This window comes from Ruania halotolerans (assembly GCF_021049285.1).
In the GTDB taxonomy this organism is placed as follows: Bacteria; Actinomycetota; Actinomycetes; order Actinomycetales; family Beutenbergiaceae; genus Ruania; species Ruania halotolerans.
The window spans coordinates 229,970-244,059 of record NZ_CP088017.1; the positions used below are offsets into that span (position 1 = coordinate 229,970).

Sequence of the window (14,090 nt, forward strand, 5' to 3'; positions counted from 1 at the left end):
CTGCCGGGCACTCACCCGTTCGCCGCGGCGTGGCCCTCTTCGTACTCAGCCCGGATCGTGTCGCCGCCCTCCGCGCGCCAGTCAGCGACCACGTCGTCCCAGGATGAGACCGGTTCGCGACCGAGCAGGATCGCGTTCGTGGCGTCGTTGAGTGTGGTGTCGAGTTGGCCGCCCAGAGTGCCCTGTGTGTTCGAGTACAGCCCATTGGTGGGGTTCGGCACGCCGGTCGGGATCACCTGCTCCATGTGGTCGTAGATATCCTGCGCGACCTGTGGCCGGCCCGGGTAGTAACTGGGCCGTGGCCCGTCGACGAGGTACTCGATCGGGAACGTGCCACCGGATGCCTCGGTCTCGCCGAGTTCGGTGAGTACCGGGTCGTTGCTGTCGTCGAGGGTGTAGTGGACACCCTCGATGCCGTACTTGCGGAACAGGTGTTCTGCGGTCCCGATAGGGGCGGCGAGGAAGTTGAGAACCTCCAGCAGCATGCGGATGCGGCCCTCATCCGCCTGCCTGAGCGCCGAGATCGTGTTGTTGGGGTTGCCGAGCCAGAAGGGCGCTGGGTCACCGCTCTGGCTGGGGGTGACCATCAGACCGACGAGGTAGCCGGGCCCCTCGGCGCTCCCGACCTTGTACATGCCGCCCATCCCCGAGTAGGTGTCCTGGTGGATCGCGGCCGACCCGGCCCCGAACCACGCCTTCTGGTCCGCGGTGGACGCATCGGCGCTATCGGGGTGGACCAGCTCGTCGGAGATGAGCCGACGCCCGAGCTCCAGGGCCTCTTTGTACCCTTCCGACTCGATCGCATGAGTGAAGGCTCCGGTGTCATCGACGCCCCAGGTGTTGGGGAGTCCGTACATCTGCTGCAGCATGGCCATCGGAACACTCGTCAACGCCCAGGAATTGGCCCGGGTGTCGGTCATGTCGCGGCACGTCTGGATGAACTCGTCGATGGTGGCCGGCTGCGGGTCGACGCCACGTTCGGCGAACAGGTCATCGCGTGTGTACAGCAGGACCGACGATTGCACACCGCGGCTGATCGGAATACCGAAGATGCCGCCGTTGAAGACGGTGCCGCGCCAGGATTCGGTGGGCAGGTTTGCGAGGAAAGGATAATCGGAGATGGCATCGCCGGACAGGTACTCGGTGAGGTCTTGGCACTGCGTCTCCAGGAACTGGGGCAACTGGGCGAAACCCATGTCGACCGTGAAGATGTCGCCGAGCCCATCACCGGCGACGGCGGTGGCGAACCGCTGGGAGTAGTCGGCACCAGGGGTGATGGTGAGGCTGAGGTCGGACCCGATCCGGGTATTGAGCTCCTGCCAGTAGGAGTTGCGATCCATGCTCGGCGGCACGGCCTGGTTGACGGGCACGGAACCGTGGATGGCGGACCCGTCGGCGGGCATGCCGCTGGTGGCGGGCTGCGGATCGGCGGGGTAGGAGAAGAAGGTGTCCGGGATGCCGGCCTCAGTTCCCGGAAGGTCGGGGGTGACCCCCTCGAAGCGGATGTACGTGGGCAGCTCGACGCCAGCGGTGGCGACGGTGCCGCCGCCAGACTGAGTGGCCCCCGAGTTCGAACACGCGGTGGTGGCGCCGACCGTGGCCAGAGCAGCGGAGCCTATTCCAGCGGTCAGGAACGTGCGGCGGGAGAAGGTCATGCGGATTTCCTTTCAGGTGGGCCGGCGTCGATGCCGGCAGTGAGATCAGCCTTTGACTGCGCCGGTGAGGACGCCTTTGGCGAAATGACGCTGGAGGAACGGATAGACGATGAGAATCGGCACGATCGTGACGACGAGGATCGCCATTTGGATCGATGGTTGCGGCGGCAGGTTCTCTGCTCCGGCGCCCAGGTCCGTGGCACTCATTTCGGTGTTGTTGATGACATAGGTCCGCAGGACGAGCTGCAGCGGCCACATGGCGCTGTCGTTGAGGTAGATGAGGGCGTTGAAGAAGGCGTTCCAGTACCCGACGGCGTAGAACAGCCCGATCACCGCCAGCACCGCCTTCGACAGCGGCAGCATGACCCGGGCGAAGATCGTGAGATGGCCCGCGCCGTCGACTCGTGCCGAGTCGGTGAGCTCGGCGGGGATGCCCATGAAGAATGCGCGGAGCACGATCACGTTGAAGGCGCTGAGCGCCGTCGGCAGGATCAGCGCCCAGTAACTGTTGAGAAGCCCGAGTTCCTTGACCACCAGATAATTGGGGATCAGACCGGGTGAGAACAGCAGAGCGAACAGCACCAACATGAGCATGAGCTTCTGCCCGAACGATCCCTGCCGGCTCAGCGCGTAGGCGAGCAGGGTCGAGACTGCGAGGCTGAGCGCCGTGCCGATGACGGTCACGCCCAGGCTCACCAGCATGGCCCGGCTGACGACGCCGCCAGCAAAGATCGTCCGGTACGAGTCCAGTGAGACGGTCGTGGGGAGCAGCACGAACCCGCCCGAGGAACTCACCTGCGCACGGTCGGCGAGGCTCGTGGAGACGATGCCGACGAACGGCAGGATGACAACCGCACACATGACGACCAGCACCACACCCTTGAGGGTGCGCGTCGGCATGCTCGGGGCGTCGATCGGATGGCGCCGCTGTCGCGATCGCACGGGAGCGATGGTCATGACTTATACACTCCGTTCTCGCCGAGGATGTGGGCGATCTTGTTGGCGCCGAGTACGAGGACTACGCCGACGGCGCCTTTCACCAGGCCGACGGCGGCAGCGACGCCCCACTGGCCACCGATGATTCCGTTGTTGTAGACGTAGGTGTCGAGGACTTCGCTGGCGGCGAGCCCGACGCCGCCTTGCTGCAGGATGATCTGCTCGAATCCGACGGTGAGTGAGTCACCGAGGCGCAGGATCAACAGCAACACGATGATTCCGCGGATGCCTGGCAGGGTGATGTGCCACATTTGCCGCCATCGGGAGGCGCCGTCCATCGTCGCGGCCTCGTAGAGCGAGGGGCTGATCTGCGATAGCGCGGCGAGGAACAGGATCGTGGCCCAGCCGGTGTCCTTCCACATCACCTGGCTCGTGAGGAGCCCGACGAACAGATCGGAGTTGCCGAGGATCGACAGCGTGTCCAGACCGTTGGAGCGCAGGAAGTTGTTGATCATCCCCGAGCCGCCGAGTACCTGTTGGAAGATCGCGACGATGATCACCCAGGAGAGGAAGTGCGGCAGATAGAGCACCGACTGCACGACGCGCTTGATTCGCTCGGACAACAGACTGTTGAGTAGCAGCGCGACTGCGATGGGTGCCGGGAACACCAAGGCCACCTGCACGAGCGTGAGCACCAATGTGTTTCGCAGCGCGTTCAGGAACGCCGGATCGCCATTGAAGATGACGGCGAAGTTGTCCAGGCCCACCCACGAGCTCTGCCCGAACGGGAGGAATGGGACGTAGGCCTGGAAAGCGATCACGTTGCCAAGCAGGGGCAAGTACTGGAAGAGAAGTAGCAACAGCATGCCCGGTATGGCCATGAGCAGCAGGGTGCGGTCGCGGGCCAGGCGGACATGCCAGGGGATCGAGCGCCGCACGCCACCGGATGGGCGTGATCTGAGAGTCCGGGGTGCGGGCCGCTTCGTTCGAATCGAGGGTTCCTCGGCCGACGACATGTCGCTCCGAGCGACGTCAGTGTGGCTCACATTCGGCTCCGTATCTATATTACCGCGCTGTAACATCAGGAGTATTGCGGTTCGGGCGACAGTGTGTCAAGGAGGAGGCAACGGGTTCCGCCGTCGTGAAGCCAGCGGCAGGGCGTCGACAAATGACTGATAATTCAAGGGATTGATCGTGTGGTGACAGGGTGGACGACGTGGGCGGCTCGCTGGTGTGCGCGGCGTCATCGACGGGTAGGGCGGGTGCGATAGTGCAGCCTTTCAGCGCGGTAATGTATCGTGCCAGCCACCACTGACCGATTTCCCCACGAGGAGAGCGTGACTATGACGCAGTCATCCACAGCGGCGCCGGACGCGACGCGAGCCACACCGCCAGCGGCCGAACTGTTGGGCGAGCCTTGGGCTGTCGGCCGTGCCGATGGGACACCGTTCTCGAAGGACCCATCGGTGGTGCGGCTGGGTGAGCGTTATCTGATGTACTTCACGCTGCCTCCGGAGCAGCCCGGCGCCCGTCGGGGCTGGCACGTCGGCATCGCCGAGAGCCCAGATCTGCGGTCCTGGACGCTGGTCGGGCGTCTTCACCCGGCAGGGGGCCATGAGTCTCGCGGCCTAGCGGCGCCAGGCGCGATCGTGCTTGACGGAGTGGTGCACCTCTTCTACCAGAGCTATGGAAATGGGCCGCGAGACGCGATCTGCCACGCGTGGTCCGCCGACGGCGTGTCCTTCACCCGAAATGATTCGAACCCGGTCTTTCGCCCGACCGGTGCATGGAACTGTGGCCGTGCGATCGATGCCGACGTCATGGTCGATGGTGCTCGGCTGCTGCTGGCATACGCGACGCGCGATCCGCAGATGGGTGTGCAGATGGTGGGCGTGGCCGAGGCGGCGCTGGACAGCGGATTCGGTGCCGACGCCTGGCGTGACCTCAGTGTGGACGCCCCGGCTCTGGCTCCTGAACTGCCCTGGGAGCTGGAGTGCATCGAGGCGCCGGCGTTGGTCCGGCGTGGGAACCGCCTCGTCATGTTCTATGCAGGGGGGTACAACAATGAACCGCAGCAGATCGGCTATGCCGTGAGCGAGGATGGCGTGCACTGGACGCGAGGCGCCTCCGAGCCGTTCCTCCCGAACGGTAGGCCGGGCACGTGGAACTCCTCTGAGAGTGGTCATCCGGGTGTGTTCACCGATGCCGACGGACGGACCTACTTGTTCTTCCAGGGCAACGACTCCGGCGGTCGGACCAACTACTTGGCGGCCACCGAGATCCTTTGGGACGAGGACCGCCCGCGGCTTGGTCCACCAGAGTGAGTCAACCGGCAGCGTTTCCGACACTGTTGCCGGCGCTCACTTCGGATGCGTCAGCTCGTGGCCACTGTGCTTTCTCGCACTACCAGTCGGTGCCCGATCACGGTCCGCACCGGTGGTAGGTGGGCGTCACCCGAGCGGGACCGAGCGAACAGCCGCTCCACGCATCGCTGGGCGAGTGCTTCGAGGTCCCAGGACACGCTCGTCAATGGCGGAGCAGTAAAGCGTGACTCCTCGTTGTCGTCGAAGCCCGCGACGGCGATGTCGTTCGGCACATTGATCCCTCGCTCGCGCAGCCGGGCTAGCGCACCGCTACCGACGAGGTCGTTGAAGCAGAGGATCGCATCGGGTGGCTCCGGGAGCGCGAGCAACCCGTCGACGGCGGCGGCCGCCTCGGGCCGACGGCTCCGGGCCAGAGGTGTGAGGTAGTCAGACCGGACCGACAGTCCCGCCGCGTCGAGCGCCTGGCAGAACCCGCGATAGCGCAACTCGGACGCGTTGGCGCGGTCCTGGGGTTGGATACCGAGCGTCGCGATCCGGGTGCGTCCCTGAGCGAGGAGGTGCTCGACCACCTCACGTGCGGCGGCGACAGCGTCGGTGGTGACATGGTCCGAGGACGCGGTGGCACCGCCCTCGCCGATCAGCACCAGGTTGTGGTGAGCGAACCGGTCGGTCAGCTCGGCCTGGCTGGTCGAATCGGGCTGCAGGATGACCCCATCGACCAACTGTGCTCCCCCGCCCCGGACGACCGCCGTCTCGAGCTCGGCCGACGATCGTGTCTGCTCGATCAGAACGATCCAGTCGTGCTGAGCTGCGGCGTCCATGACGTGGCCTGCGAGTTCGGAGTAATACGGATTGTCGAGTCCTGGGATCGCGAGCGCAATGAACCCAGTCCGGTCGCTGGCGAGGGCGCGAGCGGAGAGGTTGACGCGGTAACCCAGCGCGACGAGCGAGGCCTCGACCTTGGCGCGCGTGCTCGCGCTCACGTAGGGATGATCATGGAGGACGTTGGACACCGTCTTGGCCGAGACGCCAGCATGCGCGGCCACGTCGGACTGCCGTACGCGGCGACTTCGACCGGGTACTGCCCCCGTCCCGGCTGCCGTGATGTCCACGACTCCGATCGTAGGGGTTTGGCGGCGGGAACGGATCGCCACTGCGTCCTAGTCGGCATTGTGCACGCGGCTGGCCGGCCTGCGGCGTGAGCCACAATGTCGGTATGCCCCGTCGCGACCGCCATCGAGCTGATGAGTACTTTGCGTTGAAGACGTTCCGTCGGGATGGGTCGTCGGTGTCAACGCCGATCTGGTTGGCCCCTGCGGGGGATCGGCTGTACGGGTACACGCCGAGTCGTTCCTGGAAGGTGCGTCGGATCATGCGGAATCCGAGGGTCGAGGTAGCACCGTCGACGTTCAATGGTGCGCCGCAGGGCCCGTGGCACAGCGGCGAGGCCCGGGTGCTTGCCGACGCAGAGCTCCGAGTGGCGAAGCGAGCGATGACTGCCAAGTACGGCAACCGATTCCGACTGTTCACGATCGTGACTCTGTTGGGTCGCCCGCGTAGGCGCGGTGGCCGCGCGGTCGGTCTCGAAATTGCTGTGCACTCGGAGCGGTTGCCGCCCGATACGTAGGTCAGAGGTCGCTGTCGATTGCGCCAGTAGGTGGGCCGGGTGCAGTAGCTGCGGCCCGCTGGAGCCGGAACGCAACCGGCGCGAGTGCCACGATCGCCAGCGCCAGCACCGCGAAGCCCCAGGTGTAGTTCGAGGCCGCGACCACCACACCGAGCAGCACGGCACCCACGCCCACGCCACCGTCGTAGGCGATGTTCCACACGGTGCTCGCAGTGCCGAGACCCTTCCTCCCCGCGCGCTGCATCACGGTCACCAGTGAGTCGTTCTGGACGGCCCCGAAACCGAGGCCGAAGGTCGCTGCCGCCATGACCGTCAGCACCCCGGAATCACTTCCCGTCGTCACGGCGACCCCGCCCATGCCGAGGGCGCTGATCACGGCAGCGGGAAGCAGCAACCGCCCGGCGGCCACATGGTCACCAATCCGCCCGGCCAGCAACCGCCCGAGCACCATCAGTGCCGAGAGTGCGAACAACGAGATCGTGGCGGTTCCCGGGTCCGGTACAGCCAGCGGTACGAACGTGGTGGCTCCACCGAGGGCGAGCGCCGTGGCGGCGAACACTGCCGTCGGCGCCAGGAACCGCGCCCAGGTGCGCATCGGCAGATGCCCAGAACCTTCCGAGCGAACGCCGCCGCGGGTGCGCGCTGCACTGATCGCTGCCGCCAACGGCACCGCCAGCAGAGCCAGGGCGCTCGCGGTCAGGAACATCGGCACGAATCCCCAGGTTTGCGCCAGCCACACCCCAGCAGGCAGTGCGACCACATTCGGCAACCCGGCCGCCACCCCATAGACGCCGGTGGCCGTGGCGAGGCGCCCGGCCGGCGCGAGTTCGGCCGCGAGCGCCGCGCCCGCCACCACCACGAGTGCGAACCCCACGCCACGCACAGCAGAGATGCCGACCATCGGCGCGATCGCCGGCGAGAGCGCGTAGGCGGGCGTCGCCACCCCCAACAGCAGCGAACCCACGATCACCATCCGGCGCAGCGTGAGCACCCGGAAGATCCACCCCATCCCCAGCTGGGTGAGCACCGTGGCGGCCATCATCGCTCCGGTGATCGTGCCCACGTGCCCCGCACCTGCACCGCCGTCGGACGCCCACAGCGGAGCCACTGGAAGCATCAGCGCATAGTTCGCCAGTGCCCCGAAGGTGGCGGCCAGGAGCAGCACCAGGTCGCGGTTGAACAGGCGGTCGGCGCGTGAACTCACCGCTCCTGCCTATCGCATCCGGGCGGGCACGTCACCTTCGCCGGCCCCGTCTCACTTCGCGGCATACGCTGACGAGGTGAACTCTTCCACCACCCGCGGTCCTGCCCCCTTCACCACCCGGCCCGAACTCCTCGGGACATTCGGCATGGTCGCTTCCACCCATTGGCTCGCCTCGGCCAGCGGCATGGCCGTGCTGGAGGCCGGCGGGAATGCCTTCGACGCCGCCGTCGCCTCCGGCCTGGTGCTGCACGTGGTTGAACCGCACCTGAACGGTCTGGGCGGTGACATGCCGGTGCTCTGTCACGAGGGGGCCACCTCGCGAACCTTCACGGTCTGCGGCCAGGGTGTGGCGCCGTCGTCGGCTACTGCGCAGGCCTACATGGACACCGGCATCGAGGAGATCCCTGGCATTGGGCTGCTCGCAGCCACGGTGCCCGGAACGTTCGGTGCGTGGATGCTGATGCTCGAGCGGTACGGAACGATGCGGCTGCGCGAGGTGGCCCACTATGCGATCGGCTACGCCCGCGACGGCTACCCGTTCCTGCCGCAGGCCGCCGGCGCGGTCGCCGGCCTGGAGCAGGTGTTCCGCGAACACTGGCCGACCTCGGCTGAGATCTACCTGCCCGGTGGGCGGCTCCCCGCAGCGCGGCAACGGTTCACCAACCCCCAGCTCGCGGACACCCTGGAGCGCCTCGTGGCCGAGGGTGAGGCGGCCGGCACCACCCGGGAACAGCACATCGAGGGTGCGCGGCAGGCCTTCTACTCCGGCTTCGTGGCCGAGCAGATCGATGCGTTCACCGCGACCGAGCAGTATGACGGCGTCGCCTCCGGCGCACATCGAGGTTTCCTCACCGGCACTGACCTGAACGCCTGGAGGGCCACCGAGGAGCGTCCGCTCCTCGCTGACTTCGCCGGGGTGCAGGTGGCCAAGACCGACACCTGGGGGCAGGGGCCGGTGCTGCTGCAACAGCTGGCGATGCTCGAGCAGTTCGACCTCACGGCGATGGCGCCGGCCGAGCTCGTGCACACCGCCGTCGAGGTAGCCAAGCTCGCCTTCGCCGACCGGGAGGCCTGGTACGGCGACCCCGAGTACAGCGACGTCCCGATCGACGATCTCCTCAGCGCGGCCTACGCTGCCGAGCGGGCGCGTCTGGTGGGGTCCGAGGCGAGCGGGGAGCTGCGCCCGGGGAGTCCGGGTGGCCGAGCCCCGCGCCTGCCGTCGCGTGTGGTCGCCGCGATGGCCGACGGCGGAGCCTGGCCGGACGGGTTGGCCACCCCTGGTCAGGGGGAGCCCACCGTCGCCCGCGGCGACACCTGCCACCTCGACGTGGCCGACCGATGGGGGAACGTCGTGGCCGCGACTCCCTCCGGCGGCTGGTTGCAGTCCTCCCCGACCATCCCAGGCCTCGGGTTCGCGCTCGGCACCCGCGCGCAGATGTTCTGGCTCGAGCAGGGACTACCCTCTTCGCTCGCACCCGGAGCCCGGCCGCGCACCACGCTCAGCCCCGGGCTATTGGTGGGCGAGGATCGGGTGCTGGCGTTCGGCACCCCCGGCGGCGACCAGCAGGACCAGTGGACCGTGCCGTTCCTGATCAACCACCTGATTCGAGGAATGGACCTGCAGGCGGCGATCGATGCACCGTCCTGGCACTCCACCCATTGGCCGAGCTCGTTCGCCCCACGGGTGGCTCAGCCGCGGGGGATGCGGGCCGAGTCTCGGCTCGGGGAAGACGTACTCGCCGACCTGCGCCGCCGCGGCCATGAGGTGGAGGACGCAGGTGCCTGGTCGCTGGGGCGGATCAGCGCTTCGGGGATTCGCCCGGACGGGATGCTGCACGCCGCGGCGAATCCGCGCGGGATGCAGGGCTACGCCGTCGGGCGCTGAGTGCTCGTGTGGCAACTGGATGCACCGGTTCGGCTCCGGGCCCTGGCGCCAGGAGAATAGGGGGATGGCACACACTCCCCGGCACATCGTCGTGATGGGCGTCTCCGGCAATGGCAAGAGCACGATCGGTGCGGCGCTCGCGGACCGGCTCGGCGCCGTCTTCCTGGAGGGGGACGAGTTCCACCCACAGGCGAACGTCGCCAAGATGAGCGCTGGCATACCGCTCACCGACGACGACCGGTGGCCCTGGCTGGACATCCTCGCCGCCGAGATCGCCCGCCGGGACGAGGCCGGCGAGCGGACCGTGCTTGCCTGCTCCGCGTTGCGGCGGGCCTACCGGGACCGCCTCCGCGCCCGGGTACCGGACCTGTTCTTCATCCACCCGAGCGCCGACTACGACACCATTCATGCCCGGATGCAGGCCCGGGAGCATTTCATGCCTCCGGCTCTGCTGCGGTCCCAGTTCGACACTCTCGAGCCGCTCGGTGCGGATGAGGCCGGGGACGTGGTGGATGCGACCGCACCGCCGAGCATGGTGATCGCCGAAGCCATCGCCGCCGTCGAGTAACTCCTCTCGGCGCCTGGCCGTGAGATCCGGTCCGAGGTGGCGCCATAGGTGACAGGCGACGCTCTCAGGAGGACTGCCCGTAGCGGCTCGCCAGCGCGGCGGCCCGTTCGCGCAGAGCCTCACGCAGCCACTGCGGCTCCAGCGCCTGCGCATCCGTGCCGAACTGCCACAACGCCCAGACGGCGTGGCGTGAATCCTGGAAGGCCACCTCCAGCCGCAGCCGGCCGGCCGCGTCGGCTTCCTCGGACAGGATCGCCAGTGCGGTGTTCACCAGGTCCTCCCGCCGCGCGGGCTCGAGGTGCAGCAGCACGGTGACGTGATCGCCGCCGGTTCGAAAGCGGGTGCTGCGCTCCTGCCAGATCCGATCCAGATCAACGTTCTCCGGCCGCTGTGCGGGTTCGGGGAGCTCCTCGGCCGCGGCGATCCTGGACAGCCGGTAGGTGCGGTCCGCACCGTCTTTCGTGGCGAGCAGGTACCCCTTCTCGCGCACCGTGACCAGCCCGATCGGGTCAACGGTGCGCCACGCCTGGGGGCGGCCGGGCGCCGCGTAGTGGATGCGCACCTTGTGGCCGGCGAGCACAGAACGGCGGACCTCGATCATGACCGCGTCCGGAATGTGCTCAGCGACGAGTCTGCGGGAGAGCAGATCCGCCTTCGGGTCCACGAGGATTCGCGCAGCGGCATCACTCGCTGTGGCCCGGTGGCTCTCCGGCATCGCGTCAACCACCTTGCGCATGGCCGAAGCCAGCGCCGAACCGAGCCCGAACACCTGCTCACCGTGCCCCGATCCGGCGGTCAGCAGGGCGAGTGCTTCCTCATGGTTCAGCCCGGTCAGCTCGGTCCGGAACCCGGGCAGTAGCGCGAAACCGCCATACCGGCCACGTTCGGCATAGACCGGAACGCCGGCCACGGAGAGCGCCTCGATATCGCGCAACACGGTGCGGGTGGAGACCTCCAGCTCGCGGGCGAGCGTGTCCGCCGTCATCCGCCCGCGCTGGCGCAGGAGCAGCACGAGGGAGACCAACCGATCGGCCCGCATCTGCACACTGTATCGAGATACCTGACACATGATGTCGTGATTTCTCGACAGGCTCGTTCGCGCGACGTCTCATTGGGCGGCTACCGAGCCGCCGGACGCGTGTTTCCTCAATCGAATGGAGCAGATGTGGCAATCGAGCGAACGGCCATCAACCCGGTGACGTGGTCGGCGGAGCTGGGATTCAACCAGGGTGAGATCGTCTCCGGGGCCACCCGGACCCTCTACATCTCCGGGCAGACCGCAATGAGCGAGGACGGCAGGCCCCAGCATGACGGTGAGATGGCAGCACAGCTGGCGCTGAGCCTCGACAACCTGGAGGGCGTGCTCCGCGAGGCAGGCATGTCGCTTGCGAACCTCGTCCGGCTCAACGTCTACACCACCGACGTCGATCTGCTCTTCGGGCACTATGGCGAGTTGGCTTCGCGGTTGGGTGCCGCCGGGGTGGCACCGACCACCACGATGCTCGGCGTGACCCGGCTGGCCGTCCCTGGCCAGATGGTCGAACTCGAAGGCACTGCCGTCGCGTGACGTGACCACAGCTGCGGCGCTACTCGATCCAGTTCGCTGAGTAGCGCCGCGGCATGTGATCTCCGGTGGCCAGGACGACCAATCGTCAGAGGCTGCGGTCCCCGGCGATGATCCGCCCCACCCGTGCCTCCGACGCGGGCGAGAACACATCCCGGTACTCGGCCAGAGCGCGGGCTGCGTCGCTCATCACCAGGTCGGCGTTGATCACGGCACCCGCCTGACCGCCCGCCGCCGCAGCCGGCCCGACCTGGGCGGCCATGTCGGTCACGTTCCCCGCAGCCCACACACCCGGCACCGCCGTCTTCCCGGTGATGGCCTCGGCCGGGATGTGTACGCCCATCCCGCTCGGATGTTCGGTGGGGGTCAGGCCCAGTCCGGAGAGGAAGCCGGCCCGTGCCACCATCTGGGTCGCGACGGCGATCGCCTCCCTGGCCACGACCGTTCCGTCGGCCAGGCGCACCCCGGTGATGGCTCCCGCGGACTGCTCGACCGCCGTCACCTTCCCCTCGATCACCCGGATGCGGAGCGCGGCCAGCTTCTCCAGCTCCTCCTCGTCCAGGGCCGCCTGATGGCTGAACACCACGACGTCGTCGGAGAGCTGGCGGAACAGCAATGCTTGGTGAGCTGTCATCGGACTAGTGGCCAGCACCCCGATCGCCCGGTCGCGGACTTCCCAGCCGTGGCAGTACGGGCAGTGCACGACGCCGTGGCCCCACTGCTCGGCCAGTCCGGGTACGGGTGGCAGCTTGTCCACCACTCCGGCCGTGACGAGGATTCGCCGGGCACGGGTAGTGCGTCCATCGGAGAGGCGCACCTCGAAGTCGTCCACACTCCCGACGACGTCGCTCACCTCCCCGGAGAACATCTCGCCTCCGTAGCTGCGCACCTCCTCCTGGCCCCGGGCAATCAGTTCTGCCGGGGGAGTGCCTTCGCGGGCGAACAGCCCGTGCACGGCATCGGCCGGTGCGTTGCGGGGCTGGCCGGCATCGATGACGGCCACGCTCCGGCGGGAGCGGGCCAGCATCAGTGCGCCGTTCAGCCCGGCGGCGCCGCCACCGATCACCACTACGTCGTATGAGTCCTTCAGTTCGGTCATGGGGACCACCTCCTTGCTCCGCAGCCTGCCGCCTGCCGAGAGCGGTGGCAAACAACCTTGCTGCTATGGCAAACTTCGATGATGGACGACGAGCTTGACCATGCGCTGGACGGTGTCGGCACCCGCTTGCGGAGCCTGCGCACTGAGCGAGACATCACTTTGACCAATCTGAGCGCGAGTACGGGGATCTCGGTCAGTACGCTTTCCCGCCTGGAGTCAGGCACTCGGCGGCCCACGCTCGAGCTGCTGCTGCCGTTGGCGCGTGCCTACGGGGTGAGCCTGGATGAACTCGTGGACGCGCCGCCCACTGGCGATCCGCGGATTCATCTCAAGCCGATCACCCAGCACGGGATGACGATGCTTCCGCTGACCCGCCGGCCGGGCGGGATCCAGGCGTACAAACTGGTCATCCCCGCTGGACCGGTGAAGCAGCCGGAGCCCAAAGTCCACGAAGGATATGAGTGGATGTACGTGCTCAACGGCAAGCTGCGAGTGATCCTCGGCGAGCACGATCTGGTGATGGAGCCCGGTGAGGCGGCCGAGTTCGATACCCGGGTGCCGCACTGGTTCGGGTCCGCCGACGGTCGTGCGGTGGAGTTCCTCAGCCTGTTCGGCACCCAGGGGGAACGGGCGCACCTGCGTGCGGGCCCGCGGAAGAAGAAGGCCTAGCGCTGCTCGCTGACCAGGAGTGCATGTGCCGGGCCGTCGAGCGCTTCGAAAGTATGCGGCTCGGTCCCGGTGTAGGTGATGAAGTCCCCAGCCTCGAGGACTTCCTCGGCACCGACCGGGCCCAGCCGAACCCGCCCGGCCGCAATGTAAACGTGCTCGATCGTGCCGGCGGCGTGTGCGGCGGCCAGGTGCGGCTGCCCTGGCTCCGCGGTGATGCGGAACAGGTCCCGGCGCGCGCCGGGCGGGCATGCCGCCAGCAGAGTGGCCAGGTAGTCGGCGTCGGTGGCCTGGACGGAGGGTCCTGAGCCTGCCCGAATCACGTCCACGGACGCGCGAGGCGGTGCGATGAGTTGGGAGAGTGGTACGCCTAGCGCCGTGGCCAACGCCCACATGGTTTCCAGGCTGGGGTTTCCGGCGCCGGCTTCGAGCTGGGACAGGGTCGACTTTGCCACCTTCGCCAAGCGGGCCAGCTCGGTGAGGCTGTACCCGCAACGCAGGCGCTCGCGGTGAATGCTGGCGGCGATTACCTCGCGGGGGAGTCCATCAGTCACGTTCGCTT

General features: G+C 67.7%; 14 protein-coding genes. 6 read left to right on the forward strand and 8 right to left on the reverse strand.

What is annotated here, in order from left to right; all coding sequences use genetic code 11:
* Positions 1–11: 11 nt before the first annotated feature.
* From LQF10_RS01120 to LQF10_RS01135, 3 genes are read right to left on the reverse strand one after another with little or no spacing between them, the layout of a single operon-like run.
* The gene (locus LQF10_RS01120; RefSeq protein WP_290371127.1) at positions 12–1,655 is read right to left on the reverse strand and encodes a type 2 periplasmic-binding domain-containing protein; all 1,644 of its coding nucleotides are present in this window, start codon (positions 1,653–1,655) and stop codon (positions 12–14) included.
* 45 nt (positions 1,656–1,700) lie between these two features.
* The gene (locus LQF10_RS01130) at positions 1,701–2,612 is read right to left on the reverse strand and encodes a carbohydrate ABC transporter permease (RefSeq protein ID WP_231065677.1); all 912 of its coding nucleotides are present in this window, start codon (positions 2,610–2,612) and stop codon (positions 1,701–1,703) included.
* Positions 2,609–3,472 carry an ABC transporter permease gene (locus tag LQF10_RS01135; RefSeq protein WP_231065678.1) on the reverse strand — a complete coding sequence of 288 codons (864 nt, stop codon included), beginning with the start codon at positions 3,470–3,472 and terminating at the stop codon, positions 2,609–2,611. The genes LQF10_RS01130 and LQF10_RS01135 overlap by 4 nt, the downstream gene beginning before the upstream one ends.
* A gap of 462 nt (positions 3,473–3,934) precedes the next feature.
* Here LQF10_RS01135 and LQF10_RS01140 point away from each other — a divergent pair, with 462 nt between their 5' ends.
* The gene (locus tag LQF10_RS01140; protein ID WP_231065679.1) at positions 3,935–4,915 is read left to right on the forward strand and encodes a family 43 glycosylhydrolase; all 981 of its coding nucleotides are present in this window, start codon (positions 3,935–3,937) and stop codon (positions 4,913–4,915) included.
* Positions 4,916–4,965: 50 nt separating this feature from the next.
* Here LQF10_RS01140 and LQF10_RS01145 read toward each other — a convergent pair whose 3' ends face one another.
* Positions 4,966–6,027: a LacI family DNA-binding transcriptional regulator gene (locus LQF10_RS01145; protein ID WP_231065680.1), complete on the reverse strand. Its 1,062-nt coding sequence runs from the start codon at positions 6,025–6,027 to the stop codon at positions 4,966–4,968.
* A gap of 104 nt (positions 6,028–6,131) precedes the next feature.
* Here LQF10_RS01145 and LQF10_RS19430 point away from each other — a divergent pair, with 104 nt between their 5' ends.
* Positions 6,132–6,542: a PPOX class F420-dependent oxidoreductase gene (locus LQF10_RS19430; protein WP_354002612.1), complete on the forward strand. Its 411-nt coding sequence runs from the start codon at positions 6,132–6,134 to the stop codon at positions 6,540–6,542.
* A 1-nt stretch (position 6,543) separates the two neighbouring features.
* Here LQF10_RS19430 and LQF10_RS01150 read toward each other — a convergent pair whose 3' ends face one another.
* Positions 6,544–7,746: an MFS transporter gene (locus LQF10_RS01150; RefSeq protein ID WP_231065681.1), complete on the reverse strand. Its 1,203-nt coding sequence runs from the start codon at positions 7,744–7,746 to the stop codon at positions 6,544–6,546.
* A 145-nt stretch (positions 7,747–7,891) separates the two neighbouring features.
* Between LQF10_RS01150 and LQF10_RS01155 the strand changes: the two genes are divergently transcribed.
* Positions 7,892–9,631 (forward strand): gamma-glutamyltransferase family protein, encoded by a 1,740-nt coding sequence (locus tag LQF10_RS01155; RefSeq protein ID WP_231067398.1) that lies wholly within the window; start codon positions 7,892–7,894, stop codon positions 9,629–9,631.
* 64 nt (positions 9,632–9,695) lie between these two features.
* On the forward strand, positions 9,696–10,199 hold the full coding sequence (locus tag LQF10_RS01160; protein WP_231065682.1) for a gluconokinase: 504 nt from the start codon (positions 9,696–9,698) through the stop codon (positions 10,197–10,199).
* Between the two features lie 64 nt (positions 10,200–10,263).
* Here the strand turns inward: LQF10_RS01160 and LQF10_RS01165 are convergent, their stop codons facing one another.
* Positions 10,264–11,238 (reverse strand): helix-turn-helix transcriptional regulator, encoded by a 975-nt coding sequence (locus tag LQF10_RS01165; RefSeq protein ID WP_231065683.1) that lies wholly within the window; start codon positions 11,236–11,238, stop codon positions 10,264–10,266.
* A gap of 132 nt (positions 11,239–11,370) precedes the next feature.
* Between LQF10_RS01165 and LQF10_RS01170 the strand changes: the two genes are divergently transcribed.
* On the forward strand, positions 11,371–11,766 hold the full coding sequence (locus LQF10_RS01170) for a RidA family protein (RefSeq protein WP_231067399.1): 396 nt from the start codon (positions 11,371–11,373) through the stop codon (positions 11,764–11,766).
* Between the two features lie 85 nt (positions 11,767–11,851).
* Here the strand turns inward: LQF10_RS01170 and LQF10_RS01175 are convergent, their stop codons facing one another.
* The gene (locus LQF10_RS01175) at positions 11,852–12,862 is read right to left on the reverse strand and encodes an NAD(P)/FAD-dependent oxidoreductase (protein ID WP_231065684.1); all 1,011 of its coding nucleotides are present in this window, start codon (positions 12,860–12,862) and stop codon (positions 11,852–11,854) included.
* An 81-nt stretch (positions 12,863–12,943) separates the two neighbouring features.
* Here LQF10_RS01175 and LQF10_RS01180 point away from each other — a divergent pair, with 81 nt between their 5' ends.
* Positions 12,944–13,531 (forward strand): helix-turn-helix domain-containing protein, encoded by a 588-nt coding sequence (locus LQF10_RS01180; protein WP_231065685.1) that lies wholly within the window; start codon positions 12,944–12,946, stop codon positions 13,529–13,531.
* On the opposite strand, the gene LQF10_RS01185 is transcribed toward LQF10_RS01180, so the two are convergent.
* Entirely contained in the window at positions 13,528–14,082 is a 555-nt protein-coding gene (locus tag LQF10_RS01185) for a helix-turn-helix domain-containing protein (protein WP_231065686.1), read from the reverse strand. The two genes, LQF10_RS01180 and LQF10_RS01185, sit on opposite strands and share 4 nt — an antisense overlap.
* Positions 14,083–14,090: the final 8 nt, after the last annotated feature.